At 74.4% G+C, this 26,711-nt stretch carries 24 protein-coding genes; 15 read left to right on the top strand and 9 right to left on the bottom strand.

Annotated elements, in window-relative coordinates; translation table 11 throughout:
* The first annotated feature begins 63 nt into the window (after positions 1-63).
* Genes ACN260_RS16875 through ACN260_RS16905 form a run of 7 tightly spaced genes read left to right on the top strand, consistent with a single transcriptional unit; the run spans position 64 to position 6,417 of the window.
* Positions 64-372, top strand: a complete 309-nt coding sequence (locus ACN260_RS16875) for a 4Fe-4S dicluster domain-containing protein (protein ID WP_422752017.1) — start codon at positions 64-66, stop codon at positions 370-372.
* A gap of 2 nt (positions 373-374) precedes the next feature.
* Positions 375-1,922, top strand: coding sequence for a hypothetical protein (locus ACN260_RS16880; RefSeq protein ID WP_422752018.1), 1,548 nt, complete (start codon positions 375-377; stop codon positions 1,920-1,922).
* 2 nt (positions 1,923-1,924) lie between these two features.
* Complete coding sequence (locus tag ACN260_RS16885; RefSeq protein WP_422752019.1) at positions 1,925-3,106, top strand: ATP-grasp domain-containing protein; 1,182 nt, start codon at positions 1,925-1,927, stop codon at positions 3,104-3,106.
* Entirely contained in the window at positions 3,103-3,873 is a 771-nt protein-coding gene (locus ACN260_RS16890; protein WP_422752020.1) for a gamma-glutamyl-gamma-aminobutyrate hydrolase family protein, read from the top strand. Before ACN260_RS16885 ends, ACN260_RS16890 begins: the two co-directional genes overlap by 4 nt.
* Complete coding sequence (locus tag ACN260_RS16895) at positions 3,870-4,688, top strand: hypothetical protein (protein WP_422752021.1); 819 nt, start codon at positions 3,870-3,872, stop codon at positions 4,686-4,688. The genes ACN260_RS16890 and ACN260_RS16895 overlap by 4 nt, the downstream gene beginning before the upstream one ends.
* A complete protein-coding gene (locus ACN260_RS16900) occupies positions 4,685-5,773 on the top strand; it encodes a hypothetical protein (RefSeq protein WP_422752022.1) in 1,089 nt (362 codons plus the stop codon). The genes ACN260_RS16895 and ACN260_RS16900 overlap by 4 nt, the downstream gene beginning before the upstream one ends.
* On the top strand, positions 5,770-6,417 hold the full coding sequence (locus ACN260_RS16905) for a hypothetical protein (protein ID WP_422752023.1): 648 nt from the start codon (positions 5,770-5,772) through the stop codon (positions 6,415-6,417). The genes ACN260_RS16900 and ACN260_RS16905 overlap by 4 nt, the downstream gene beginning before the upstream one ends.
* Positions 6,418-6,428: 11 nt before the next feature.
* Here ACN260_RS16905 and ACN260_RS16910 read toward each other — a convergent pair whose 3' ends face one another.
* On the bottom strand, positions 6,429-7,835 hold the full coding sequence (locus ACN260_RS16910) for a condensation domain-containing protein (protein WP_422752024.1): 1,407 nt from the start codon (positions 7,833-7,835) through the stop codon (positions 6,429-6,431).
* Positions 7,832-9,865, bottom strand: a complete 2,034-nt coding sequence (locus tag ACN260_RS16915; RefSeq protein WP_422752025.1) for an amino acid adenylation domain-containing protein — start codon at positions 9,863-9,865, stop codon at positions 7,832-7,834. The genes ACN260_RS16910 and ACN260_RS16915 overlap by 4 nt, the downstream gene beginning before the upstream one ends.
* A 205-nt stretch (positions 9,866-10,070) precedes the next feature.
* On the opposite strand from ACN260_RS16915, the gene ACN260_RS16920 reads away from it, so the two are divergent.
* The gene (locus ACN260_RS16920) at positions 10,071-10,859 is read left to right on the top strand and encodes a class I SAM-dependent methyltransferase (protein WP_422752026.1); all 789 of its coding nucleotides are present in this window, start codon (positions 10,071-10,073) and stop codon (positions 10,857-10,859) included.
* A gap of 30 nt (positions 10,860-10,889) precedes the next feature.
* Here the strand turns inward: ACN260_RS16920 and ACN260_RS16925 are convergent, their stop codons facing one another.
* From ACN260_RS16925 to ACN260_RS16940, 4 genes are read right to left on the bottom strand one after another with little or no spacing between them, the layout of a single operon-like run.
* The gene (locus tag ACN260_RS16925; protein ID WP_422752027.1) at positions 10,890-11,852 is read right to left on the bottom strand and encodes a nitroreductase; all 963 of its coding nucleotides are present in this window, start codon (positions 11,850-11,852) and stop codon (positions 10,890-10,892) included.
* Positions 11,852-12,949, bottom strand: coding sequence for a GNAT family N-acetyltransferase (locus tag ACN260_RS16930; protein WP_422752028.1), 1,098 nt, complete (start codon positions 12,947-12,949; stop codon positions 11,852-11,854). Before ACN260_RS16930 ends, ACN260_RS16925 begins: the two co-directional genes overlap by 1 nt.
* Positions 12,946-13,386, bottom strand: a complete 441-nt coding sequence (locus ACN260_RS16935) for a DUF4188 domain-containing protein (RefSeq protein WP_088642613.1) — start codon at positions 13,384-13,386, stop codon at positions 12,946-12,948. The genes ACN260_RS16930 and ACN260_RS16935 overlap by 4 nt, the downstream gene beginning before the upstream one ends.
* 2 nt (positions 13,387-13,388) lie before the next feature.
* Positions 13,389-14,966 (bottom strand): phenylacetate--CoA ligase family protein, encoded by a 1,578-nt coding sequence (locus tag ACN260_RS16940; RefSeq protein ID WP_422752029.1) that lies wholly within the window; start codon positions 14,964-14,966, stop codon positions 13,389-13,391.
* Between the two features lie 398 nt (positions 14,967-15,364).
* Here ACN260_RS16940 and ACN260_RS16945 point away from each other — a divergent pair, with 398 nt between their 5' ends.
* On the top strand, positions 15,365-16,873 hold the full coding sequence (locus tag ACN260_RS16945) for an endo-1,4-beta-xylanase (RefSeq protein WP_422752030.1): 1,509 nt from the start codon (positions 15,365-15,367) through the stop codon (positions 16,871-16,873).
* Between the two features lie 86 nt (positions 16,874-16,959).
* On the opposite strand, the gene ACN260_RS16950 is transcribed toward ACN260_RS16945, so the two are convergent.
* On the bottom strand, positions 16,960-17,859 hold the full coding sequence (locus ACN260_RS16950) for a S1 family peptidase (RefSeq protein ID WP_422752031.1): 900 nt from the start codon (positions 17,857-17,859) through the stop codon (positions 16,960-16,962).
* A 184-nt stretch (positions 17,860-18,043) separates the two neighbouring features.
* Here ACN260_RS16950 and ACN260_RS16955 point away from each other — a divergent pair, with 184 nt between their 5' ends.
* Both ACN260_RS16955 and ACN260_RS16960 read left to right on the top strand, forming a co-directional pair.
* Positions 18,044-18,703, top strand: a complete 660-nt coding sequence (locus ACN260_RS16955; protein WP_422752032.1) for a response regulator transcription factor — start codon at positions 18,044-18,046, stop codon at positions 18,701-18,703.
* A complete protein-coding gene (locus tag ACN260_RS16960; RefSeq protein WP_422752033.1) occupies positions 18,700-19,812 on the top strand; it encodes a sensor histidine kinase in 1,113 nt (370 codons plus the stop codon). The genes ACN260_RS16955 and ACN260_RS16960 overlap by 4 nt, the downstream gene beginning before the upstream one ends.
* 21 nt (positions 19,813-19,833) lie before the next feature.
* On the opposite strand, the gene ACN260_RS16965 is transcribed toward ACN260_RS16960, so the two are convergent.
* On the bottom strand, positions 19,834-20,313 hold the full coding sequence (locus ACN260_RS16965) for a septum formation initiator (protein WP_422752034.1): 480 nt from the start codon (positions 20,311-20,313) through the stop codon (positions 19,834-19,836).
* A 135-nt stretch (positions 20,314-20,448) separates the two neighbouring features.
* Here ACN260_RS16965 and ACN260_RS16970 point away from each other — a divergent pair, with 135 nt between their 5' ends.
* Positions 20,449-21,750 carry an ATP-binding protein gene (locus ACN260_RS16970; protein ID WP_422752035.1) on the top strand — a complete coding sequence of 434 codons (1,302 nt, stop codon included), beginning with the start codon at positions 20,449-20,451 and terminating at the stop codon, positions 21,748-21,750.
* 76 nt (positions 21,751-21,826) lie between these two features.
* Positions 21,827-22,363 carry a PepSY domain-containing protein gene (locus ACN260_RS16975; protein ID WP_422752036.1) on the top strand — a complete coding sequence of 179 codons (537 nt, stop codon included), beginning with the start codon at positions 21,827-21,829 and terminating at the stop codon, positions 22,361-22,363.
* Positions 22,364-22,378: 15 nt separating this feature from the next.
* On the opposite strand, the gene ACN260_RS16980 is transcribed toward ACN260_RS16975, so the two are convergent.
* On the bottom strand, positions 22,379-23,740 hold the full coding sequence (locus ACN260_RS16980) for a PQQ-binding-like beta-propeller repeat protein (RefSeq protein WP_422752037.1): 1,362 nt from the start codon (positions 23,738-23,740) through the stop codon (positions 22,379-22,381).
* 279 nt (positions 23,741-24,019) lie between these two features.
* On the opposite strand from ACN260_RS16980, the gene ACN260_RS16985 reads away from it, so the two are divergent.
* Together ACN260_RS16985 and ACN260_RS16990 are read left to right on the top strand one after the other, a co-directional pair.
* Positions 24,020-25,960, top strand: a complete 1,941-nt coding sequence (locus ACN260_RS16985) for a sensor histidine kinase (protein WP_422752038.1) — start codon at positions 24,020-24,022, stop codon at positions 25,958-25,960.
* The gene (locus ACN260_RS16990) at positions 25,957-26,643 is read left to right on the top strand and encodes a response regulator (RefSeq protein WP_422752039.1); all 687 of its coding nucleotides are present in this window, start codon (positions 25,957-25,959) and stop codon (positions 26,641-26,643) included. The genes ACN260_RS16985 and ACN260_RS16990 overlap by 4 nt, the downstream gene beginning before the upstream one ends.
* Positions 26,644-26,711 lie beyond the last annotated feature (68 nt).

Here is a 26,711-nt window from a genome sequence, read left to right on the forward strand (position 1 = left end):
ACGTGAGCCTCTCCACAGGCATGGAAGTTTTTCTCGATCCTGGCTGACAGTTTGGGGGGTGCTGTGCCTAGGGGACGCCTGGACCGCATTGAGTCGCAGCAGCGCTACGAAAAATGGAAGCGTTCTCCGTACGCTATCGACCCGACGACGTGCATCAATTGCGATGCCTGCGTACGGCACTGCCCACCGGCGCTGGGGGCGGTGTTCAACCGCGGGTTCACCGAGTTGTACATCGTCCCGGAGCTCTGTTCCGGCTGCCAGCTCTGCGTCCGGGCCTGCCCGGTCGACTCGATCCACCCGCGTCCGGAGTGGTCGGCGTCGACGGACGAGGACTGGGCGCTGCCCGGCAGCCACGACGACCCGTACCGGTAGCCATGCTGCGGACCCTTCTCACGCAGGCGCTCACCAGCAACGGCGAGGTCGAGCCGGAGGTCGCCGAGGCGAGCCTCGCACCGCTGGACCGTTCCTGGTACGAGACGCTGACGGCGTACGCCGGCACGGTGGACGTCGTGGACCCAGGCGACGGCGGCACCACCCATCTGGTCGCCGTCGACCGGCACTCCGCCCGCCCACACGTCCTGGCCGGCGCGACCGCCCCGACCGGCTGCGCGCCGGTCCTGTGCCTGCGGGCCGGGCCGGCCCTGGCACCGGCACAGGCCCGCCGGTACGCCGCACTGCTCGCCCGGGAGGCCGACGGGCTCGCCCGGGCCCGCGCCGGGCTGGCCGCCCTGGACCCGGCCGAGATCGACGCGCGCCTCACCGCCCTGCGGCGGGTGCTGGCGCACGCCGGCCCGGTGATCGTCTTCGTCGCCGGGCAGACCTTCACCAACATCTACGACCCGCCCAACCTCAGCGGTGGCGCGGTCCGGCCGGGCAGCCCCCGGTGCACGTTGAGCGGCCTGACCGGCGACACGGTCGCCGAGTGGCCCGACGCGTCCGTCCAGCTCTTCTACGCCCTGACCACGGTGGCGTCGGTCGGGCCCAGCCGGCTGCTCAAGGAACTCAACTTCCTCCAGGTCGGCTACTGGCAGGTCCGGGCGCACCTGGTCGCCCGGCACGCCTACTGGGCCGGCTTCGGGGCAGGCCCGGCGGTCGACTGTCCGGCGGGGGACGACGTCCCCACCGACGACCTGGTCGCGGCGCTGCGGACGACCCGTCAGCGGGCGATCGAGGCAGCCGGCGGGTTGATCTACCGGTCGGTCAACGGGCGGACGTTCCGCAAGGTGGAGCAGCGCCTCGGGCTGGACGTCGCCCGGCCCCGCAGCCGGGAACACCACCAGCAGGTCGCCGACGCCGCGCCGGAGCAGCGGGCCGCCGTCGCCGTCGCCCTGCTGCGGAAACTGCTGGCCAGGGCCCTGGTCAACACCGGTGCCGACTACGCCATGTCGCGCGGGGTCCGCGACTACGCCGCGTTCACCGACCTGTGTGCCGCGGGCGACTACGACAGCCTGCAACGCTGGGAGCCGGAGAAGTTCTTCTGCTTCGTGGTGGAACGGGCCCGCAGCGCCGAGGGACCGGCGGTGCTGCGCAGCATCTCGGAGCGGATGAAGTACAACACCTGGCACTTCCTGCCCGACACCCTGCGCACGGTCGGGGCCGACCCGCTGGCGGCCCGCGACTACTTCTTCGCCCCCGGCCTGCCCGACGTGTCGGTGCACGAGGACCGGGTGCACGCCGGCCACGTACGGGCGCGGATCAGGTTCGCGTTGCGGACCCCCCGCCCGGTGACGGTGCGGGGCGTGCCGCTCAACGGGCTGGCTGACCTGCGTTTCGCGCGGACGGCGGAGCCCCGGTTCCAGCCGGCCGACCTGGCGGCCATCCAGCCGATAGCCGACGACATCCTCCAGGTGCACCAGGCGCTCGCGGATTTCCGGATCACCATCCCGCTCACCGAGAGCGACTACGACAGGTATGTTGACTGACCATGGCCTGCGCGAAGACTGCCGTCCACATCGGACTACGACGACCGCCGCTGGAGTGGCGAGCCGAGCTGGCTGCCGGCACCGACCTGGGCTACGCCACCCACCTCGTATCGGACCTCGACCCGGCCTACACCGGCCTGGCCGTGGGCGGGACGAGCCGGTTCGACCCCACCGTCGCGCCGGCCGCGCTGGCCGGGTCGCTGGCCGCCCGACTGCGCGGCCTGGATCCGCCGCCGGGCGTGGTCGTCTGCTGGGGTGACCGCCACGTCGAGACCACCGCCCGGCTGGCCGCCGCGCTCGACCTCGCCGGCGTCGGTGTCGCGGGCGCGTTGACCTGCGGCGACAAGACCGCCCAGCGCAAGGTGCTGGAGCCGTACGGGGTGAACCCGCGCTGGCGGGCCGGCGCCACCCTGGCAGACCTGCGGGCAGCCGTCGCCGACCTGGGCACCGCCGCGCCGCTGCTGTTCAAGTTGGCGCACTCGTCGGGGGGCCGGGGCACGACCGCGGTGCACGCCGACACCGACCTGGCCGCACTGTTCGCCACCACCGCCAAGAACTACCTGCCGTCCACCGCGTTCGTGGTGGAGGAGTTCGTCTCCGGCACCGAACACTCGGTCGCCGGGCTGGTCCGCGACGGCGACCCGGTGCCCTACGCCATCGCCGACAAGACCGTCGATGACGACCGGAGGACCCACGTCACCGTCGTGCCGTCCGCGCTCGACCCCACCGCGGCCGAACAGATCCGGACCGCCGCCTGCGAAGCCGTCCGGGCGGTGGGTCTGGAGTCGGGTGGCTTCCACGTCGACCTGCGGCTGACTCCCGGTGGACCGGTGGTGCTCGAGGTGGGTGCCCGGCTCGGCGGGGATCTGATCAACTCACATCTCGTGCCGTTCGCCACCGGGGGGCGGCTGCTGCCGTACCGGTCGCTGGTCGACCTGCTCGCCACCGGCGCGACGACCGCGCCCGCTCCGTACACCTGCGGGGCGGTGATGACCGTGCTGCCGGCCGCCGGCCGCTCGGTCGGTGACCTGCTCGACCGGGTGGCGACCCACCCGGCGGTACGCGCCGCCGCCGACTGGTCCACGCCGCAGGAACCCGCCGTGGCAGCGGTGCTCACCACCGACGACCCGCACGGTGCCCCGGCCGTCGTGGCCGATCTGCGCCGCTGGGCCGGCGCGGGATGACCAGCCCGGTCGACCTGCCGGTGGTCGGGGTGCTGGCCTGCCAGAAGCGGCGGGCCAACGGCAGCACCTACTCCCGGGTCAACGACGTCCTCGTGACGCAGCTGGCGCGGCTCGGACCGGTCTGCCCCGTGCTCGTCCCCACCGTCCGGCCGGACCTGCTCGGCGGCACGCTACGCGCCCTCGACGGGCTGGTCCTGCCCGGTAGCGGCTCCTACCTGCACCCGAGCCGCTACCCGACGGCTGACCGGCCGGTGCCGGACCGGGAGTACGACGAGGCCCGGGACGAGGCGGCGCTGACCCTGCTCAGCGCCGCCGACGAGCTGCCCGACCTGCCGGTACTCGGCAGTTGCCGGGGCATGCAGGAGATTGTCGTGCACTGTGGCGGCCGGCTGCGCGAGGTCACCGACACGGGCGTCCCGCATCGGCTCGCCGACGACGGCGGGGACGGCAGGTGGGCACCGGCCCACGAGCTGCGCATCCGCGAGGGCGGCCTACTGGCCCAGCTACCCGGGCCGGCCCGGGTAGCTGGACCGGTGCGGGTCAACTCCGCGCACTCGCAGGTGGTGACCGACCTGCCCGACAGCGTACGGGTCGAGGCCGAGGCACCCGACGGTCTGGTCGAGGCGGTCAGCGTCGACTGGCCGCGCCGCTTCGTGCTGGGTTTCCAGTGGCACTTCGAACGTCGCCCCGAGGACACCCCGCTCAACGAGGGGATCTTCGCGGAGTTCGCCGCCCGCTGCCGATCGCGTCGAAGGGGGAGGTCATGACCGTAACGCTCGCCGACCAGCACGGGGAGATGATCGTCGCGGCCGTCCGGGCGGCGGTCCCCGACCTCGACGACCCGGTGCTCTTCCTCGCCGGCTCCATGGTCGACGGGCTGGCCAACGACGGCTCCGACCTGGACGTCTACCTGGTGGCCGCCGCCGGCGTGACCGGTACCGCCACCACCAGCCGACGCCGGGAGAAGAACGGCACCATCGGTCTCCTGGAGTCCCGCGAGATCAACCTGTCGATCCTCGACCCGGCCGCCCTGACCGAGTTGGCCACCTCCTTCGCCGGCTGCCTCGCCTCGATCACCGGCGACGGGGGCATCGCGCAACTCGACAGCGAGAACGACCTCAAGGTGCTGCACCGGATACGCACCGGGCAGCCGCTGCTGGGGGCGACAGGGCTGCGCCGGTGGGGCGTCGACCTCGGCTGCGACCGGCTCGACGCGTACCTGGCCAACCTGCACGGGGTGACCGCGCTCAACCGGGCGCGCGACGTGCAGGGTGAGCTGTCCGCCGGGCGGATGGAGTCCGCGGGCTGGATGCTCCGGGAGGCGCTGGTGCACACCGGCCAGCTGGCCCTCGCCCTCGGCGGGGAGACCAACCCGAGTCGCAAGTGGCTGGTACGGCTGCTGCGCCGCCCGGGGGCACACCAGGAATCCCGCGACTGGGTGGCCGACCGGCTGGTCGCCGCCGCACCCGACCTGCCGACCGACCTGACCCTGCTGACCGCCCGGCTCCGTACCCTCGTCGAGGCGGCACCCGACGGCGTCGTCGGCCCCTACCTGCGGCGGCTCGCCCGGGGACCGGCATGACGGCGACGGTCACCGGCGGAGTCGACCTGCACGACGTCCCGGACCGGCTGGTTCCCCGGGAGCCCCGCCTCGGCGGTGCCTGCGTCCCGGTACCCGAGCGGCGGTTGGCCGCGCTGACCAGTTCCGGGCCGGTGCTGCTGGGCCGGCACGGCGGCCGGTCGATCACCGAGTTCACCGCCTCGGTCCTCGCCGAGCTCCGCGACCTGCTGCGGGTGCCGGCGGGATACCACTGCACGGTGCTGCCGACGCCACCTGACGTGGTAGGGCGGGCGGTGGCCCTGGAGGACTGGGCGGCCCACCTCACCATCCGGGGCGACGGGGACACGGCCGACCGGTGGCGGGCGGCGGTCGTGGCGCGGCAGGGCTGGCCGGCAGTCGCCGCCCCCACCGACGAGCCGGGGCCGGAGGCCGTCGGGGTGGTGCTCCGCGAGCTGCCCGGCCCGCACGGGGACGGTCGGGCGGCGGACCGCTGGCTGGCGGTGGACCTGTCGCGTACCGGTGCCCCGCTGACGGGCTCCGTGATGGAGCGGCTCGACGTCGGGTTCCTCTGCCCGAGCTGGCTGTTCGGCGTACCGCCCGGCGGCACCGTGCTGGTCCTGTCCGAGCGCGCCGTGACCGCCGCCCGGCTGCGCCACGAGCGTCTCGGCGACGCCGGGCACTTCCTGCCGACGCTGCACCGGCTCGCCGGGGTCGACGGCGTCGCCGGGATGACCGACCTCGTTCTGCTGGCGCATGCCGTCCGGGCCCGGGCGGAGTCCGAGCCGGGCAGCGTCGAGGCGGCGGTGCGGCAGCGGTACGCCCTGGTGGCGCAGTGGGCGGCCACCCGGGCGTGGGCCGAGTGCGCCCCCCGGCAGCCGGGCGGGGACCTGACCGTCCGGGTCCGGACCACCCTCGACGCGGGGGTGCTGACCCGGATCGACGCCTTCCTGACCGGGCACCACCTCGGCTACGACGTGGTCGAGGACCCGGTGACGGGCTGTCTACGGTTGGGGCTGGGCGACACCGTGCCGGTCGCCGAGCTCGAGCGCCTGCTGGGGCTGCTGGACCTGCTGGTGCGCCGGTTCACCGCCGGGGAGCCGTCGTGAGCCCGTCGTCGGACGCCCTGATGCTGCTCAAGCCGGATATCCTCGCCGGGCCGTACGCCACCTGCGACCGGCGGCTGGCCCGCGACGCGGTACGTGGGGTGCACGCCGCCTACGACCGGCGGGCCACCCGCTACGAGGTCGACACCTCGGCGGCGGGGGTGCGCTGGGGGCTGCGCAACGTGGACCGCAAGGTCGCCGCACGGTCCTGGTACACATTGGGGCTGACCGACCGACCCGGCACCCTGGCCCGGCTGCGGGAGCTGTACGACGGTCCCTTCCTGGCCGGGGACGGCCGGGTGGACACCGGCGCGGTGACGGTGGCGGTGGCCGGGGCGCTCGGCTTCCGGGTCCGGTCGCGGCGTCGCCGCGTCTGCACCCACCGGGACTTCCTCGGGCTGTACGCGCACAACACGCACTTCACCCGGCTCGCCGGTGACCTGCATGACTATCTGGTCGGTCAGCCGGTGGAGGTGCTGCTGCTCGTCGGCGACCAGGAACTCTCCGCGCTGCACGTGGCCAAGGAACTGCTGCGGCGGGTGGTCCGCTATCCGATGACGCACTACGACGCGCTGGAGAACATGCTGCACGTGGCCGATCCGGGTGCCCCGGACTGGGTCTACTTCGACCGTTCCGACGGCGACTGAGCGGCGACCGGCTACGGCACCTCGGCTGACTGGGCGGCGATCAGGTCGGGGATCTCGGCCGTCGGCAGGGGCCGCAGCAGCGTCTCGCAGAGCAACGCCTCGACGCCGCGCAGGGCGCGTACCCCGGTCTGTTCCGGCACGTGACGCAGGTCGGCCAGGAGCGTGACGCCGGCGTGGGTGGGGGCGTGTGACACCGCCACGAGCAGTTTCATGTCACTCGCGGGGAGTCGGTCGGCCGCGACGATCCGGCCCTCGGCGCGCAGGGCGTGCACCGCCGGGCGGGACACCTCGGGCAGCAGCGTGTCCGGCCATTCCCGGCCCATCCGTGCGTCGTTGAAGAACAGCGACAGGTCCGGTGCGCCGCCCCGTTCCCGGGCCACCTGCGCCATCATCTCGACCAGAATGAACGGATCGGCGCTGGCGTAGTAGTAGGCCTCCGTAGCGTCCCGGTAGACCCGGCGGGCGGTCTCGGCCACGTCGGCGGCGGGTGGGCTCAACACGAAGATGCCGTCCTGCGCGGCACCGGCCACCAGGCAACGCTGCCGGGTCGTCGTCCGGTTTCCGGCGATCACCTTCAGCACCACCGGTTCCGTCCGGGTCAGGGCCCGGACGATCAGCGCGCTCGCGGTCAGCAGCACGGTGGAGGTGGACACGCCGAGGCGCTGGGCGAGCACCGGGACGACGGCGGCGACCGCCGGTGAGTCCAGTCGCCAGCGGCACACCGGCAGGGGCAGGTCCGGGCCGGGTGGCTCGGCGAACGCCGACGGCGGGGCGGCTGCCAGGCCGCGCCGCCAGAACCGCAGGGTCTTGCGTTGCAGCCGCTGGCCGCGCTCGGAGCGTTCCTCCCGGGCCTGGTCGAGTGGCTGCCACTGCACCTCGTCCGGTTCCGCGCCGACCAGTAGGGCCCGTAACTCGTCAGCGAGCAGGTGCATCGCCCACCCGTCGAGCACGATGTGCGAGCCGACCATGCCCACTGCGGCGACCTGGTCCCCGACGCAGACGAGCACCAACCGCACCGGGCATTCGCGGTCCAGGCTGAAGGCGCTGCCGGCGAGCCGGTCGACGGCCGCGTCCAGCGCCCCCTTCAGCTCCGGTGGCGGCACCGTCTCGACGTCGACGGTGATCGTCCCCTCGGCCTCGACCAGTTGGCTCGGCCCGGTACCGGCGGACCGGACCCGGGTCCGTAGCGCCTGGTGCCGTTCGACCAGCCGGCGGATCGCCGCCACCGCCGTCGCGACGTCGACGGTGGGATCGGTCAGGAAGGACCGTCGGATGTTGAGTGCCGCGTCGAGGTGCGGGAACTCGTCGACGGCCCGCCAGATGTGGGCCTGGCCCCAGGTCAGCGGCGCCTCCCCGGCATCGGGGGCACGGAACCCGACGGTCAGCGTCGCGGGCCGGGTGCCGGTTCCGGCGCTCACCGCTGGCCGCTGTCGGACCGGCCGGCGAGGTGCCCGGCGAGGGCACGCACCGTGGGGTGGTCGAACAGGTCACCGATGGCCAGGTCGACGTCGAGCGCCTCCTCGATGCGGGTCGTCGCCTCCACCACGCGCAGCGAGTCGCCGCCCAGCTCGAAGAAGTCGTCGAGGACGCCGACCGTGTCGAGGTCGAGCACCTCGGCGAGGATCCGCGCCAGCGTCCGCTCCACCGGTGAGGCGGGTTCGACGAACTCGACGCCGACCGGTGGGCGCAGGGGTTCGGCGTCGGCGAGCCGTTGCTGGTCGACCTTCCCGTTGGGGGTCATCGGATAGGTGGCCAGGTAGACGATCCGGGCCGGCACGGCCGCCTCGGGCAGCAGCCGGGCGACCTGCCGCCGTAGTTCGGCCACGGGTGCGGGTGCGCCGGTCGGCCGCACGTACGCGACGAGTTGGGTGCCGATGCCGTCGCCCGCGCCGACCACGACCGCCTCGCTGACTCCGGGGCAGCGGCGTAGCGCGTCCTCGACGGTCGGTAGTTCCACCCGGTGCCCACGGACCTTCACCTGCCGGTCGGCGCGGCCGACGATCTCCACGGTCCCGTCCGGCGTCATCCGGGCGAGGTCGCCGGTGCGCAGCAGGCGCTCGCCGGGCGTCCCCCAGGGGTGCGGGACCCACCGTTCGGCGGTGAGCGCCGGCTGGCCGTGGTAGCCGTCGCTGGTCACCGCGCCGGCCAGGTGCAGTTCGCCGATCTCGCCGAACGGCACCGGCTGGCCGTCGGAGCCGAGGACGTACGTCTGCGAGTTGTGGATCGGGCGGCCCACCGGAACGCGTTGCCCGGGTGGGCTGTCGGCCGGGATCCACCACCAGGTGCCGCCGCAGGTCTCGCTCATGCCGTACTGGTTGGCGAACCGCGCGCCCGGGCTGTTGGCCATCCAGCGGCGCAGTTCCGGGGTCAGGTAGAGGGTCTCGCTGGTGATCATCACCTGTCGGGCGATGCCGTCGACGCCGCCGAGCGCCGTCATCGCCCGCACGTGCGAAGGGGTGATCTTGAAGAATCCGCACGGTCCGGCGGCGGTGGCCTTGATCAGGTCACCGAACTCGGTGGGCTCCGGCACGACGGTCAGTTCCCAGCCGGCGGTCAGCGGAGTGAAGACCGACATCACCGAGCCGACGAAGTGCAGGGGCGCGTGCAGGATGGCGCGTTCGCCCGGGGCCACGGCGAACTCCCCGGCGCACCACGACACGTAGTTGACCAGTTGACGGTGCAGGCCCCGGACGCCCTTGGGCCGGCCGGTGGTGCCCGAGGTGTACATCACGAACGCCAGGTCGCCGCTCTCGCCGCGGACCGCCGCGGCCGACCCGTCGGCACCGTCCGGTGGCGACGGGTCGGGGTCGGTGGTGTCGAGCTGGTCCACGGTGACGACCGGGCCGGGGTAGCCGCGCAGGCGCTCGTCGGTGGCGTCGACGGTGAGCAACGGCGGGTCACCGGCGTCGGCGAGGACCTGCCGGATCCGGTCGGCGGGGTCGGTCCAGGGCAGGGGAAGATATCCGGCCCCGCTGTCGAGGATGGCCACGATGGCGACCACCGCCTCGATCGAGCGGGGCAGCAGCATGGCCAGCGGTCGGTTTCGACGGGCACCGTTGCGTACCAGCCCGGCCGACCAGTGGCGGGACCGGGCGTCCAGTTCCCCGCGTGTCACCACCCGCTCCCCGGTGCGCAGCGCCACCGCCTGCGGATCGGACAGGTTGCGGGCCCGGATCAGCGCGTGCACCGGCAGGTCCGGCAGCGGTACCCACGGGCCGCGGGCCGCCGACCGGTGCGGATCGACCCAGGCCTGCACGCCGTGCGGTGGTGGCGGGGGCGGCGGCGACGGGCGGATCTCGGTCCACTCCCGGGCCACCTGGTCCAGACATGCCTGCCGGTCACCGGTGAATCCGGTGTCCCGCCATCCGGCGGGGGGCACCGCGTCGGCCGGCCAGAGCGAGAAGTGACCGTCGGCGTTCACCACGACGCGGTGCTGGTCGGCGGTCATGCGCCGACACCCGGAGCCTCGGCACTTCGCGGAGAGTTCATCGGACTCCAATCCGGCGGACACGTCGCTGGCGTACCGGCACCAGCCACAGTGGTCGGAGCTGACAATGCCCAACCCGGCAGCACATGTCAACGACGGACATCGATCTATATGCCCGGTGCGGTCGGGGGCGACGCAGGCCCCGGACGTCGGGCACGATGGTCGGGTGGACACGCAGGGCTACTCCTTCGACAACGCCAGCGACCAGGCCACCGCCCACCACGACGCGCTGGCGGACCTGCTGGACGGACCGACCCGGGCCGCCCTCACCGAACTCGGCGAGCTGACCGGCCGGCGCTGCCTGGAGGTGGCCGCCGGGGCCGGCAGCATCGCGCTCTGGCTGGCCGGACGGGCCGCCGAGGTGGTCGCCACGGACATCGCCCCGCAGCACATCCCGGCCCGGCCCGGCCTCCTCGTGCGTCGCGAGGACATCGTCACCGACCAGCCACCCGGCACCTTCGACCTGGTGCACGCCCGACTGGTCCTCGGCCACCTGCCCCGCCGGGAGGAGGCCCTGCGGCGGATGGTCGCCGCGCTGCGGCCCGGTGGCGCGCTGCTCATCGGCGAGTTCGCCCACCCGTCCGCCGACTTCGTCGTCGACGCGCCCGACCCGGCAACCGCCGATCTGCTGATCCGTTACCTGGCCGCCCACGTGGCGACGCTGACCGCCCGGGGCCTCGACACGGGGTGGGCGCAGCGGGCCCCCGTCGTCTTCGCCGACGCGGGGCTGACCGACGTGCGGTCGGGCACCACGGCAGGGCGCTGGCGGGGCGGCGGCCCGGGCTGCCGGTTGCTGCGGGCCGGCATTCCCCAGCTACGACCCCTCCTGCTGCTCCACGGGGTGACCGACGCCGACCTCACCGCGACGATGGCCGTCCTCGACGACCCCCGGGTGGTCGTCAACGGCTTCCCCTTCGTGCAGATCAGCGGCCGTGCCCCGGACCGCCCGGCCTGACCACGTCGGTCCGCCGCCGACCCGGGCCGGTCAGGCCCGGACCCGGCGGGCCGAGCGGGGTGCGGGGCGGGTGGCTCGGCCCACCCGGGTGACGTGCAGCAGGCGCTGCGGTGCGACGTCGAGCAGCGCACCGAGCGCCGCCCGGGTGTCGGGGACGTCGATGAGCTGGCTCAGCGGGTGGGCGGCCAGGCCCGCCGTGTGCAGGGTCAGCCAGGCCCGCAGCAGCACCCGGCCGAACGCGACCTGGCCGGGCGGGTCGAGGTGGTCCGGGGCGAGCAGGACCAGCACGGTGCCGCCCCGGGCGAGGGGGTCGTCGGCGGCGGCGAGCAGTCGGGGCAGGCCGAGCGGGCGCAGCACCGGGTACCCGGCCAGCGCCGCGCGCAGCCCGACGGCGGCGGGGCGCGACAGGGCGAGGCACCTGTCGGTCAGCCCGTCGGCGTGGTAGCCGGGGTGTGCCAGGTCCAGCCGCAGCCAGTGCCGCAGTTCGGCGACGAGCGCCGGGTCGGCGTACTGCCGGCGGTCGGCGGCGCGCAGCAGGGTGCCGAGCCGGCCGGCGTCCGGCACGGCCCGCACGCCGCCGCCGGCCGGGCGGGCGACCGCGTCCAGCGCGGCGAGCACGTCCGGGTCCACCGTCCCGGCGAGGGTGCCGCGGTGGGTCCGGCGTTCCCACACGTCGGTGGTGCGGAACGGCGTCGGGTAGCGGTCCGGGGCGGGACGCAGCAATCCCACCCACCGGTGGTGGTCGTCGTGGTCGGCGACGTACTCCAGCCGCTGGCCGGCGTCGGCCGCGACGATCAGGCAGGTTTCGACGAACGCGCCGAGGGACAGCCGCAGGTCCCGGCCGGTGGGGTCACCGACGGGCAGGGTGTGGGCGGGGTCCCAGCCGATCCGGATCGCGTCGGGCTCGTAGCGCAGCCGCCACGGTTGGGTGTTGTGCGCGCTCGGGGCCCGCCAGCACCACGGTTCGAGGGCGCGGAACGCGTCGTGGTCCACTAGCGCTCCTTCGCGTAGAAGGTGTACCCGTGCAGCGGGCGACCGCCGAGGCGGCGGTACTGGGCGGCCGAGGCGACGTTGTCCCGCTCGACGTAGGTGCTGCGCAGTGTGGTGTAACCGCCGGTGTACAGGTTGCGGTGCAGGTGGGCGGAGAGCAGCCGCTGGTAGCCGCGCCCCTGGTGCTGCGGGAGCACCCCCTTGACGATCAGCACCGCCTCCCGGCGGTAGCGGCGGCGGGCGGCCAGCAACCGGGCCTGGTTGAGCAGGTGCAGGTCGCCCCGGACCGCGATCAGGAACTCTGAGATGTCGGGTACGCAGAGCACGAACGCGACCGGCTCACCGTCGCGGGTCAGGTAGAGCAGCAGCGACTCGTCCAGCAGGTACGCCAGCCCGTCGGTCTGCCGCCGTAGCTGCGCGGCGGAGATCGGCGTGTAGTAGCCGAGTTGGGCGAAGGAGGCGTTGAGCATCCCGCGCAGCAGGTCGAGCTGGTCGTCGAGGTGGCGTACGTCGCCCCGGTGCAGCGCGATCCGGGCGCCGTCCGGGTCGACGTGCACCGGCGGGAGGGGCTCCGGTGGGGCGGGCACGGGGCAGATCCAGGTGTCGGCCTCGAACCGGCGGACGAACCCGTACGCCTCGTAGGCGGTCGGGTACCACGGCGGGTTCCAGGCGCTGTCGACGAAGCCCCGCTCGGCGTGCCCGGAGGTGATCACGCCACCGGCCTGGTTGGGCAGCAGCGCCACCGGGCCGAACAGCAGGTCCCGGTCGGTGCCGGCGTGCGCGGTGATCGCGTCGAACAGCGGCTGCGCCGCCGGCTCGGTGAACTCGGTGAGCCCGAAGAGCTGGCACCGGCGGCCGAGCTTGGCGTCGAAGTCCGCGTCGGTGTGCAGGGTGGTCCGGCCGACGACCGTGCCGGCGGCGTCGCGCAGCAGGTACAGCGGTACGCCGTCGCGCCACCAGCGGCGGATCTGCTGGCGCGGGGTGGGCACGTGGCGGGGTTCCCCGGCGTAGAGCCGGTCGCCGAAGGCGAGGAACTGCCGCAGGCCGCGCCGGTCGGTGACCCGGGTGAACCGGGTGAACCGGTGCCGGGCGGGGCTCATCGGCGCACCGCCGGCCCGGTCGTCTCCGCGCCCAGCGGGGTGAAGGTGTCGATGTGGCCCATCTCGGGGCCCTCGGCCCGCCAGGTGCCGTTGGAGTAGCCGTCGGGGCTGGCGGTGTAGAGCCGGATGAAGCCGGCGGTGGCGTTGCGGGTGCCGTCGGTCAGCCAGACCATCAGCCGGCGGTGGTGCCGGGTGCGGGCGAAGCGCAGCATCGCGTCACGGTCGGTGAAGAACGCGATGGTGCCGAGGGTCAGCGGGAACTGCCAGTAGACGGTGTGCCAGCAGTAGCCGTTCATCCGGCGCATGTCGCGCAGCATCCGGAACCAGGAGGGGGCGAGCCGCAGCAGCACCAGCGGGTTGGTGTAGCGGGTGCCGCCGATGAACATGGCGCCGGCGCGGGCCTGCGCGGGGGCGCGGGAGAAGTCACGGGTACGCATGGTCACCTCACCAGGTAGCTGTTCTTGATCTTCTGTTGTCCGGCGAACGGGCCGGTGCCGGGCGCGTGCAGCTCGACCCGCAGGTCACCGGCGGTGGCGTCCTCCACCAGGGACTGCGCGAAGTCGCGGGAGACCGAGGTCAGGTGGCGGCGTACGCCGAGGCGGCACGCGTCGGCCAGCGCGGCGCGTCGCGTCGCGTCCAGCGGGCGGCGCAGTTCGAGGTGGATCACCGGACGGCTCTCCAGCGTCGCGTCCTCGACCAGGGCCAGGCAGAACCGGCTGATCTCGGCGGCGTACGGGTTGCCGACGTAGAGGCCGTACTCGACGTCCTGGGGGTAGAGGTTCGCACCGAGGTAGGAGATGGTGGAGTCGCTGCGGCCGAAGAGCAGCAGCAGCGGCAGGGTCATCCGCTCGGCGGCGAGCGCGGGGCGCAGTTCGGCCCGGCGTACCGGGTCGGCGCAGACCAGTTCGACGGCCCGCCGGTACGACACGAGCAGCGCCTCGTCCCCGACGTTGTAGCGCAGCCGGGGCTGGAGCACGTCCCCGGTGACCGTGCAGAGCAGTTCCCGTCGCCCGTTGGTCTCCAGGTAGGTGGCGAACGGGTTGTACTGGAACACCATCGGCAGCCGTTGCTCGTCGGCGCCGAGCAGGGCGTCGCGCAGCCCCCGGTCGGTCTGCAGGCGGCGGCGCAGCCACACCGTGAACCGGGTCTCCGCGCCGATGCCGATGCTCAGGTCCGACGCCCCGTACGCCGAGCGGACGCGGGTGAAGCGTTGCTCCAGGTAGTCGCGCAGCGCCTCGGTCATCGCCTCCCCGCCGCAGCTGGCTGCTATGCGGTACCGCGACCAGGGGAAACCCTCGGCGTCGAGCCGGTCGCGCAGGTGCTTGAGGAACGGTGGGTAGGCGGTCACCAGGTAGTCGAAGTCGGGGCCGAACTCCCGCAGGGTGTCGATGATCTTCCCGAGGTCGGGGCCGGTGTTCTTCACCACCGCGATCCGGGCCATCGCCGCGCCGGTGGTCGTCCCGGTCGCCCAGGCCCCCATCGAGTAGGCGTTGATGACGAACGGTCGGCGCATCGGGAAGACCAGTCCGGTGTAGCCGGCGATGTCCCGGTGTACGGCGTGCAGTTCCCGTTCGCCGCGCGGCCAGTTGAACGGCTGCCCGGCCGAGCCGGCGGACTCGTCGACGACCACCCCCCGGGTGGGCAGCCGCCCGTGCCGGCACCGGGCGGTGGCGTCGTGCGCCAGCACGTAGCTGCGCTTGTCGGTCTCGGGGAAGTCGGTGAGCCGGCGGCGTACGCCCGCCGGGTGGGCCCGCAGGAAGGCGCGGTAGGCGGGAACCTGCCGGGCGGCCCGCGCGCACACCGCCCGGGCGTGCGCGGCGGCCAGCGCGTCCAGTGCCGGGTGGTGCCGCCGGGCCGTCCAGCGCCAGCCGGCGGGGTGCCGGGCGGCGAGCCGCCCCAGCGCGCCCACCGCGCGGCCGAGGGCCCCCAGGCCGACCTGCCGGCCGTGCGCCACCACGGCCGGCAACGGCGATTCGACGGTACGCAGGGCGACGGGTCGGTGCGGTAGCTCGGCCATGCCGACCACTCTGTCCGGGCCGGCGCGCCGGGTCCTGAGGCCGGATGCGGTGGGTACCTGAGTATTCCTACTCGGTCGACGCCGACCGGGGTCAGCAGGTGGGTCGGCCGGCCACCCGGCGCCGAATTTCGAATGTTTCGGCGTCCGCCCTACGGACGGCGGACGCAACCGGGTGTCGCCCGCCCGGCCACTCCGCGTTCCGGCGCGACCACCTGCGCGAATCCGACTTCCACCAGCGCAGCCCACCCGAAGAGGTTTCCGGAACATTTCCGAAAGTTGTTGACAGTGTGGTAGACCGGTATCGATACTGACCCTCCGATGGGCATACACATGCATCAATTATTGACGTCAGCTAGCGAGGAGGGTCCGTGGGCAGCAGCCTGAGGCGACGCAGGATAGTGAGCAGAACGGCCTTGCCGGCGGCGGTGTTGCTACTGGTCGGCGGTGCGGTGGCGGTCCAGTCCGGCACCCCGGCCGTCGCCGCCGAGACCACGCTGCGGGCCGCAGCGGCCAAGGCCGGGCTGTTCTTCGGCACCGCGTCCTCACCGAACCGGCTCTACCCGATCCTCAGTCAGGAATTCGGCCAACTGACCCCCGAGAACGACATGAAGCCCGACCGGATCGCCACGTCGAGCGGTGGGTTGCAGAACACCAGCGGCGCGGACCAGCTGGTCAACCACGCGCAGAGCAACGGCATGCTGGTCCGGGGGCACACCCTGGTGTGGCACTCGCAGGCCGGCGCGTTGCAGGGGGCCAGCCAGTCCACGCTGAACACCTTCATCGGCAACGCCATCAACCGCTGGGGCAGCAAGATCGCCTACTGGGACGTGGTCAACGAGGCGCTGGAGGACAACAACACCGGCCGCCGCCGCAACCAGTGGCCGCACACCATGAACCGGGACGCCAACGGCGACGGCGACTTCTTCGACGCCGGGGACACCGACGTCATCCGGGACTCGTTCATCCGGGCCAGGCAGGTCGTGCAGGCCGGGGGCTACTCCACCAAGCTCTGCATCAACGACTACGACGTCGAGGGGCTGACCGTCAAGGGCGGTGGCCCGAACCGCAAGGCCAACGCGCTGTACGACATCGTGCGGACCTACCGCCAGTACATCGACTGCGTCGGGTTCCAGTCGCACTTCAACGACAACCCGAACAGCATCATCAGCAACGACCTGCAGGCCAACATCCAGCGCTTCGCCGACCTCGGCGTCGAGGTGCACCTGTCCGAGGTGGACATCGACGACGACCTGAGCAACAACGACATCGGCGCCGGCCAGGCGGACAACTACCGCAAGGTCGTCCGGGCCTGCCTGAACGTCGCGAAGTGCACCGGCATCACCGTCTGGGGCATCTCCGACAGCGAGTCGTGGCGTTCCTCCGAGCGGGGCCTGCTGTTCACCGGCGGCAACGGCAACTACCAGAAGAAGGCGGCGTACTACGCCGTCCTCGACGAACTGAACAAGGGCCGGGGCACCACCCCGCCGCCGACCACCACCCCGCCGCCGACCACGCCGCCGCCGACGACCCCCCCGCCCACCACGCCGCCGCCCACCACCCCGCCCCCCACCACGCCGCCGCCGACGACCCCCCCGCCCACCACGCCGCCGCCGACGGGCGGTTGCACGGCCACGGTGTCGTTGAACTCCTGGACCGGCGGTTTCGTCGCCACCGTCCGGGTGACCGCCGGCAGCGCGCCGCTCCAGGGCTGGAACGTCCAGCTCACCCTGCCGTCGGGCGCCGCGATCACCAACGTGTGGAGCGCCGAGCGCACCGGCACCAGCGGCAGCGTCCAGTTCAGCAACGTCAGCTACAACGGCTCGGTCGCCGCCGGCCAGTCCACCGAGTTCGGTTTCCAGGGCACCGGGTCCGCCACCGGCCTGACCCCGGTCTGCACCGCCTCCTGAACCACCCGGTCCGGGACGGACGCACGCCGTCCGTCCCGGACCGCCCGGAGGGGACCGGCCACGGGGCCGGTCCCCTCCGCCACGGGTCAGCCACGCCCGGACCCGGCGACGATCCCGTGCCGTCCGGCGTCCGCGCCGCCCACCCCGGCGGCCCGGCGACGGCGCACCACCACCAGGGCCACCGACAGCAGTACCACCCCGGCGCCGACGCCGGCCGACAGCCACCGGACCGGCACCGGGGACGGGTCGACCGTATCGGCGATCCACTGCCTGAGGACGTCGGTGCGGGCACTGAAGTCGGGGCCCGGATGGGGACATCCCGGCCCGGTGCTGACCAGGGCCACCAGGACGGCCGTACCGTCGGCCCGCTCCCGGAAGTAGGGGCCGCCGGAGTCGTGCGGACACGGACTGGTGTCCGCCCGGGGCCGCCGGCCGGAGGTCTCGACAAGGTCCGTACCGACCCGGTCGACGGTGAACTCACCGGTCTGGAGCCGGGCCGCCGGCGCGGTCGCGTCGGCGGCGGTCAGGCCGTACCCGGTCAGCCGCAGCACCTCGCCGGCCACCGGCGGCCCGTCGGCGATCTCCACCGGCGGCACACCGGTGACCGCGGTGTCGAGTTCGACCAGGGCCACGTCCGCGCCGTCCGCCTGACGGACCGCGACGACGCCGGCCTCGTGGCCGTCCCGGCCGCCGAGGTCAGTCCGCCCGAGGGTGACGGTGGTCCGCCCGGCCACCGTCCGGCCGACCCGCCGGCCGTCCGGGGTACGGAAGCAGTGGCCGGCGGTGATCACCCAGCGCGGGGCGACCAGCGCGCCGGAGCACCAGCTGTCCCGGGTGCCGCCGCCGTCCACCGGCAGACCGGTCATGGTCAGCCGGGCGGTGAACCGGTACGCGCCGTCGGCCGCGTCCTCGCCGTGGGCGATCGCCGCCGCCGGCCGGGGCGCGACGGCAACGACGGCAACCGCGGTGGCCGCCACGGCGGCCATGACACACTGTGTGGCGAGTCGGAGCACGGGTTCACCAGCCTGTACGTACGGGAGCAGGAACGCTGCGATGCTGCGCCCCCGGCCGTCCGGGCGGCGTCAGCGGCGCCCTTATCGGTTCTTTATGCGCCGGGTGCCAGCCTTGCGGGCGGTCCCGGGCACGGGGAGGCGACGGGAGGGGGTCGGCGTGCGGGTGCTGATGGCCGACGACGAGCGGGTGCTGGCCGACATGGTGGCCGAGGGGCTGCGCCGGTTGTCCATGGCCGTCGACGTGGTCTACGACGGCGACAGCGCCCTGGAACGGCTCGCCGTCAACCGCTACGACGTGGCCGTGCTCGACCGGGACATGCCCGGTCGGACCGGCGACGAGGTGTGCCGGTGGATCGCCGGTTCCACCACCGGCACCCGGGTGCTGCTGCTGACCGCCGCCGCCGGCATCCGGCACCGCGTCGAGGGCCTCGGCCTGGGCGCGGACGACTACCTGACCAAGCCGTTCGCCTTCGCCGAACTCGTCGCCCGGTTGCAGGCGCTGTCCCGGCGCTCGACCCCGGCGCTGCCCCCGGTGCTGGAACAGGACGGCCTCGTGCTGGACGTCACCCGGCACACGGCCACCCGCGACGGGATGCCGCTGTCGCTGTCGCCCAAGGAGTACGCCGTCCTGCACGTGCTGATGCGCGCCGGCGGCCGGGTGGTCAGCGCCGAGGACCTGCTGGAACAGGCGTGGGACGAGCACACCGACCCGTTCACCAACACGGTACGTACCACCGTGATGACCCTGCGCCGCAAGCTCGGGGACCCGCCGGTGATCCACACCGTGCCCCGGGTCGGCTACCGGCTCGGGGCATGAACCTGCCCTCACCGGCCCGGCGGATGCTGCTGGTCGTCGGAGCACTGCTGCTCGTCGCCCCGTTCGTGACGACGGCCGCCGACCTGCTGCTCGCGCTGTGGCGGGAGTTCGGCCCGTCCTGGTGCGCCACCCCCGACCTGCGGGCACCGGGCGACGACGCCCCGTTCGTCTGTGTCCAGGTGTTCAGGCGGCCGAGCATCCCCCTGGCGATCGCCGTGACGATCGTGCTGCTGGCCCTATTCGCCGCCGCCTACCCGGCCGTCCGCTGGTGCCTGCGCCCGCTGCGGGACATCGTCCCGGTGATCGCCGACGTCGGGCCGCAGAACCTGGGCCACCGGCTCAGGCCCGGTCCCGGCCGCGACGAACTGGCCGTCCTCGGCCGCACCATCGACGAGATGATGAACCGGATCGCGGTGGGGTACGAGGCGCAGCGCCGGTTCGCCGCCGACGCGTCCCACGAGCTGCGCACCCCGTTGGCCGTCCAGCGCACCCTGATCGAGGTCGGCCTGACCCGTACCCTCACCGACGACCAGCTCACCCTGCTCGCCGCGCAACTGCTGGAGACCAACGAACGCAACGAGCGCCTGATCGAGGGGCTGCTGGTGCTCAGCGAGAGCGACCGCGGCCTGCTGACCCGCGTCCCGCTGCGGCTCGACCGGATCGCCGCCATGGTGCTCGACGCCCACCGCGGCCGCGCCGAGCAGGCCGGGGTCACGATCGTCAGCCGGCTGGGCCCCCGGCTGGTCGTCGGCGAACAGGTGCTGCTGGAACGGCTGGTCGTCAACCTGGTACAGAACGGCCTGAAGTACAACCGGCCCGGCGGCACCCTCACGGTTCAGGTGGGCACCGACCCGGCGCTGGTGGTCGAGAACACCGGTGACGACGTCCCCCCGGACGAGGTGGCCGCCCTGTTCGAGCCGTTCCGACGCCGCTCCGGCAGGCGCATCGACCACAGCGGCGGCGCGGGCCTCGGCCTGGCGATCGCCCGTTCGATCACCCGGGCGCACGAGGGCATCATCACCGCCTCCTCCACCGGCCGCGACGGGCTGCGGGTGCAGGTGACGTTTCCGGCGGTGGACACCGGCACGGCCGGCACGGACGACGGCTGAACCGGCGCACCGGCCCGACGCTCAGTCGCTGTCGCCGGGGCGGGCGACCGGTTCGCCGCCGATGCAGCCCACGTTCACCTCGAACTCCCCCGCCGGGCCGGCGAAGGTCACCTCGGCGTCGTCGTCCGGGCCCCGGTCCACGTCCTTGACCCGGAAGTCCTGCGCCGGGGCCCAGGAGACCAGCCGCACCTCGGACCCGACGCACTCGGCGACCGCCGTACCGCCGGGGGTGGAGAAGCTGCGGCGCTGGCCGGGCGTCGCGGAGGGGCCGACGGTCGGGGACGACGGCGTGGACGCCGACGACGGCGCGGAGGCGGCCGGGGCCGACGGGGTCGGCTCCGGGGCCGCCAGGGCCCGTTCCACCTCGGCCTGGCTGCGCACCCCGCCGGGGGTGCCGGTGATGCTCTCCCCGACCAGCCGGATCGCGGCCACCCCGATCAGGGTGGCGAGCACGGCGGCGGCCAGCCAGCCGGCGGTGGCGAGGAGCGTACGGCGACCCATGCCCCGACTATGCCCGACCGGCCCCTAAGCCGGGCCCGGCGGCGGGATAAGCGGAGGTTAAGAGCCGGCCCTCAGCCGGTGGCACCGGCTAGCCTGCCTACCGGTGGCAACCCTGCTCCTGATCGGGGACGACGGATGAGACGGCGGCTGGCGCTGCTGGTCGCGGCGACCAGTTGCCTGACCCTGGTGGCCTTCCTGGTGCCGCTGGCCCTGCTGGTGCGCACGGTCGCCGAGGACCGGGCCACCGTCCGGGCCACGGCCGACGTACAGGGGCTGGTGCCGGTGGTCGGCACCGCCGACACCGCGACGATCCGGTTGACGGTGGAACAGCTCACCGCCGAGTCGGGGCGGCCGGTGAGCGTCTACCTGCCCGACGGCACGGTGCTCGGCGCGCAGGAGCCGCGTACCCCGGCGGTGGCGCTCGCCGCCCGGGGCCAGAGCCTCACCGCGGAGCTGGACGGCGGCCGGGAGATCGTGATCGCGGTGCAGGGCCGGGCCGACGGCACCGGCGTGATCCGCACCGTGGTACCCCGTGCCGACGTCACCGCCGGGGTGGCCCGCGCCTGGCTGGTGCTGGCCGCGCTCGGCATCGTGCTCGTGCTGCTCGGCCTCGCCGTGGCCGACCGGCTGGCCCGCACCCTGGTCCGGCCGATCACCGAGCTGTCCTCGGTCTCGCACCGGCTGGCCAACGCCGAACTGACCGCCCGCGCCGAGCCGGCCGGCCCACCGGAGCTGCGGGAGGTCGCCGGTGCGCTCAACCACCTGGCCGCCCGGATCCAGGTGCTGCTGCGGGAGGAACGCGAGCAGGTGGCGGACCTGTCGCACCGGCTGCGGACGCCGTTGACGGCGTTGCGGCTGGAGGCGGAATCGCTGCGCGACCCGCACGACGCGGCCCGGGTGGCGGCGGCCGTGGACGGGTTGGAGCGGGCGGTGACCGGCCTGATCCGCCAGGCACGCTGGCGCAGCGACCCGGCCGACGGTGATCCGGGCGCGGTCACCGCCGACGCCGCCACGATCGTGGGGGAACGGGTCGCCTTCTGGGCGGTGCTGGCCGAGGACACCGGCCGCACCGTCGACCTCGACCTCGCGGCCGGGCCGCTGCCGGTCGGGGTGCCCGCCGACGAGTTGGCCGCAGCCGTGGACGCGCTGCTGGGCAACGTCTTCGCGCACACCCCGGAGGGCACCGGCTTCACCGTCCGGTTGACCCGGGAAGCGACCGGGGCCGCGCTGACCGTCCGTGACGCGGGGCCGGGGATACCGGCCGTGCTGGTGGAGCGGGGGGCCAGCCAGGCCGGCTCGACGGGGCTCGGCCTGGACATCGCCCGCCGGGCCGCGCAGGCCAGCGGCGGTCGGCTCGACCTGGGGTCGGGCGCGCAGGGCGGCGCGGTGGTGACGCTGTGGCTCGGGCCGCCCCGGTCGGCCTTAACCGGAGCTTAGGGTCGGCGCAGCGCGCCGCTATCCACCGCCGGAGCACGCTGGGCGCACCAACCGAGAAACTCCGGAGGTACGCATCATGAAGCGCACATCCCTGCTCCTGGCCGCTGCCGGTGGCGCCGCCGTCCTCGCCGTCACCGGCACGGCGATCGGCGTGTCCGCCGCGGAACGGGCCCCCGGCCCCGCCACCACCGCGACCACCGCCCCGGCCCCGGTGGACCCCACCGTCGCGCCGACGGCCACGACCCCCGGCGGTACGCCGACGGCCGGGACGCCGGGTGGCGGCCCGACGGCGGGAACGCCGGGCGGCACCACCCCGACCACCGACGACGCGGTGAGCCAGCAGCGGGCCGGTGAGATCGCGCTGGCCACGGTGGGTGGTGGCCGGATCACCGAGGTCGAGCGGGAGCGGGAGGAGGGCCGCCCGGTCTGGAGCGTGGAGATCATCAACGGCGACACCGAGCACGAGATCGACGTCGACCGGGACAACGGCGGCATCGTCAAGTCCGAGCAGGAGAAGGCGGACGCCGACGACCGTTCCGGTCACGACGACGACGCCGACGACGACCAGGACGACGACTCCGACGACCGGGACGACGACGGCGACGACGACTGACCGTCCGGGTGGCGGTCAGAAGGTGTACAGGTCGACCGTGAGGCCACCGGCGCCGGAGCGGCTGACCGCCACCCAGTCCGTGCCGGCTCCGACGAGCCACCCCGGATAGCGGCCGAGCTGCCGGCCGGTGTCCACCTCGTACACGAGCACCGTCGGGCGCTTGTCCTCGACTGCGCTGACCGCCACCAGCCCGGCCGTCACCGCCGACCGCCAGCTCGCTGAGCTGCCGGGCAGCACCGGGTCCGGCGCGGTCCAGCGGGAGACGCCGGTGGCCAGGTCGAGCAACGCCAGCGCGCCGGTGTCGGCGGTGTCGCGGACCAGGACCGACCGGTCGTCGCCGTCGATCGGCACGCCCGCGGTGGCACCCTGCCAGACCGTCCGGCCGGTGCGCAGGTCGACCAGTTGCGGCCGCTCGTCGGCGGTGACCGCGACGAGCCGGGTCCCGGCCCCGATCAGCTCCCTGCCGCTGCGGGGGTGCGCCAGCCGCTTCGCGCACTCGCCGTCCTCCCGACGCCCGCTGTAGACCGCGCCGGACCAGCCCTTCGCCCCGGTGCGCGCGTCGACGCTGGCGATGCTGACCGTGCAGCGCCCGTCCCCCTCGGGCGGGTCGTGGTCGGTGGTGACCAGCAGGTCGTCGGCGGCGAAGCCGAACCAGGCCCGGTTCGGCAGCCGCCCGGCGCCGGCCCGCCCGGTGGTGGGGGCGACCGGGGTGTAGGTGGCCGTCCGGGCGGAGGTGCTCAGCCGTACCACGACGTACCGGCCGGCGGCCGGCGCGTACGGCAGGCGCGCGCCGAGGGTCACGTCGCTGACCCGGGCGAACCGGTCGGAGGGCAGTTTCCACAGTTGGCGGCCGCTCTGAAGCTCCCGGCCGACGATCACGCAGGTCGCCTTCGTGCCGGCACCGACGCACTCCCGGGCGTAGACGACCCTGCCGTGGACGACGACGTCCTGACTGCCGTCGGCCCGCCACCGGGTGGTTCCGGTGACCGCGTCGAGCACCTCCACACCGCCGCCGTCGTTGTCGCCGGCCACGATGGACCCGTCGGCGATGACGTACCGGTAGCCGCCGTCGAGCGGGTGCCGCCACCGCTCCTGCCCCGTGCCCCGGTCCACCGCCCGCAACTCCCGCTCGTCGGGGACGACGATGAGCTGACCGGTCTCCCCCACCTCCTGGTCGATCCGCCGCAGCGACACCGACCAGGCCGACGCCGGGCCCGGCGGGGTGGTCGGGTCGGGCCCGTCGCGCAGCCGCTCCGGGGTCTGCCCGACCGGGGCCGGCGGTCGCTGCGGGCGGGGCCCCGCGCAGGCGGGCAGCCCCACGACCAGGGTCAGGGCGGCAGCGGCGGTACGCCAGCGGGCTGGTCGGTGCGACGGCAACGGGTTCCCCCTCGGTGGACGGTCGATCCGTCACCCTAGGACCCGCGCGCATCCCCTGCCACCGGACGGACGATGTGCCGGTCCCGGCGGTGCGGGACATCCACCCCTGGCCGGCGGGACAGGGCGCGGACCAGGCTGCGCTGCGCGTCCGCCGATCCGGTGGCGCGCGGTGACCAGGAGGAGGCCCGTGGGTGTGCTGGTGCGGTCCCCGTCGCCGGGCGCGGCCGGTGGCACTGTCCGTGGCGGTGGTGGTGGTCGTGCTGGGACAGTGGACCGGCCATGCCGAACGTATCCGTGACCGCGCGCTCGACCGGGTGGGCGGTGCTCACCGGCACCGTCCTGCTCAGCCTCGGCGCGGTCGTCGCCTGGGCGGTGGCGACGCCGCCGTGGTCCGCCGACCAGCTCTACTCGCTGGTCGACCTGCTCGACGGCATCGTCTACGGCATCCTGGCGTGGCTGATCCTGAGCCGGCAGCGCGCCGGCAGCCGGATGCCCGCCGTGATCGCCTGCGCGGCGGGGCTGGGCAGTGCGGTCGCCGCCTGCGCCGGCCAGTGGCAACTCGCCGTCGGCGGGCCACCGGTACTGACCGCGCTGCACCGCTTCGCCTGGGTGCCCGGCCTGTACGCGCTGGTCGTGGTGATGCCCTGGCTGCTGCCGGACCGGCCGCCGGAGCGGTTGGGCCGGTTCGCGGTCGCCGCCGGGGTCGGCTACGTGGCGGTGACGATGGCCGCCGCCGTCACCGCGCCACCGCCGCTGGGGGTGGTGCCGCTGCCGGACGGGCTGCGGGGCGTGCGGGCCGTGCTGCTGCCCTTACTGCCGTACCCGCTGGTCGGGCTCGGCCTGCTGGCCTGTGTCGGGTTGGGGTGGCGGTGGCGACGTGGCCCCGCCGCGCAACGCCACGGCCTCGGCTGGGCGACGGCCGGCAGCGGGCTGCTCACCCTCGCCTTCCTCGCCACCCTGCTGCCCCCGGCCGTCCCGGCGGCCCTGCCGGCGCTGCTGATGCTCGCCTCGCAGGCGTTCTTCCCCGCCGCGGTGGCGGTGGTGGTGCTGCGTCAGCAGCTGTGGGGGCTGCGGCTGGCCGTGCGCCGCACCCTCGTGTGGTACCTGATGACCGCGGTGGTGATCGCCGCCTACTGCGCGACGGTGACGCTGCTCGACCGGTTGCTGCCGCAGCGGCTGCCGTTGCCGCAACTCGTCGTGACGGGGGTGCTCGCGGCGGCCTTCCAGCCGATGCGCGAGGCGGTGCAGCGGCGGGTGGACCGGCTCGTGCACGGTGAGGCCCCGGAGCCGCTGCTGCACCGGGTGGTGCACAGCGTCGGCAGCACCACCGAGATCAGCGCGACGATCGCCGCCGCGCTCCGGCTCGCCGAGGTGCGCATCACCGAGAATGGGGTGCAGCCACCGCCACACCCGTACGGTTGCCCGTTGACCGTGCCGTTGACCAGCGGTGACCGGCTCGTCGGCCAGTTGCACGCCTGGCCACTGCCCGGTGAGCTGCTCGACGGGCGGGCCCGCGAGTCGCTCGCCGTCCTCGCCCCGGTGGTCGCCGCGGTCGTGGACCTGGCCGGCACCAACCGGGACCTGGCCCGCTCACGCCAACGGCTGGCCGAGGTACGCGACGAGGAGCGCCGCTCCCTGCGCCGCGACCTGCACGACGGGCTCGGCCCCGCGCTCAGCGGCATCGGGTTGGGGCTGGCCGCCACCCGCAACCTGCTGCGCCGCGACCCGGACCGGGCGGAGGAGCTGCTGGACCGGTTGACCGGGGAGCTGACGGCACGGGCGGCGGAGGTCCGGGACTTGGCGCACGGCCTGCTGCCCCCGGTGCTCGCCGACGGCGGCCTGAGCCCCGCCCTGCACCTGCTGCGGGACCAGTACGCCCGGACCGGCCTGCGGATCGTGCTGCACGGGCCGGCCACCCTGACGCCGCTGCCGGAACCGGTCGCGACCGCCGCCTACGGGGTCACCGCCGAGGCGATCCGCAACGTGCAGCGGCACGCCGGGGTGGACCGGTGCACCGTGTCGCTGGACCAGCGGCCCGACCGGCTGCGGGTCACCGTCACCGACCAGGGTCGGGGCCTGCCGGCCGGCCGCACCAGCCACGGCGTCGGCCTGCACGCCATGCGGGAGCGGGCCGAGGCGGTCGGCGCGACCCTCACCGTGGGGCCGGCCGGCCCCCGGGGCACCACCGTCTGCCTGACCGTCCCCCTGGAGCAGCCGTGACCGACACCCCGATCCGCGTCGCCGTGGTGGACGACCACCCGGTCTTCCGGCTGGGCATGGGCGCGTTGCTCGACACCCTGGCGGGCATCGAGTGCGTGGGCGAGGCCGCCGACGCGGCGACCGCCGTGGCGCTCGTGGCCCGGGTACGCCCGGACGTGGTGCTGATGGACCTGCACCTCGGCCAGGGGTCGGGGATCGAGGTGACCCGGCTGCTGCGCCGCGACCATCCGTCGGTGCGGGTGCTGGTGGTGAGCATGCTCAACGACGACGCGTCCCTGGTCGCCGCGCTGCGCGCCGGAGCCCGCGGCTACCTGCTCAAGGGGGCCTCCGCCGCCGACGTGGAGCGGGGCATCCGGGGCGTGGCCGGTGGTGACCTGGTCCTCGGCGGGCCGCTCGCCGACCGGGCCGGCGCGCTGCTGGGTGCCCGCGCCGACGCCCCGTTCCCGCAGCTCACCGACCGGGAACGGGAGATCCTCGAACTGCTCGCCCGGGGGCTGTCGAATCCGCTGATCGCGCACCGGCTCGGGTTGAGCGCCAAGACCGTCCGCAACAACGTCTCGGTCATCCTGGTCAAGCTGCACCTGGGCAGCCGTGCCGAGGCGATCGCCCTGGCCCGCGACCACGGGCTGGGCGCACCCAGCCCGGCCGAGGCCCCGGCGGCCCCGGTCCCGGACCTGTCGTGACCGGGGACGACCCCGGTCGCGGGCCGGCCGGCGGCCCGACTGCCGGTCGGGGCGGGGTCGGGCGGTCA

Origin of the sequence: Micromonospora sp. WMMD708 (assembly GCF_049315245.1) — a bacterium.
GTDB lineage: Bacteria > Actinomycetota > Actinomycetes > Mycobacteriales > Micromonosporaceae > Micromonospora > Micromonospora wenchangensis.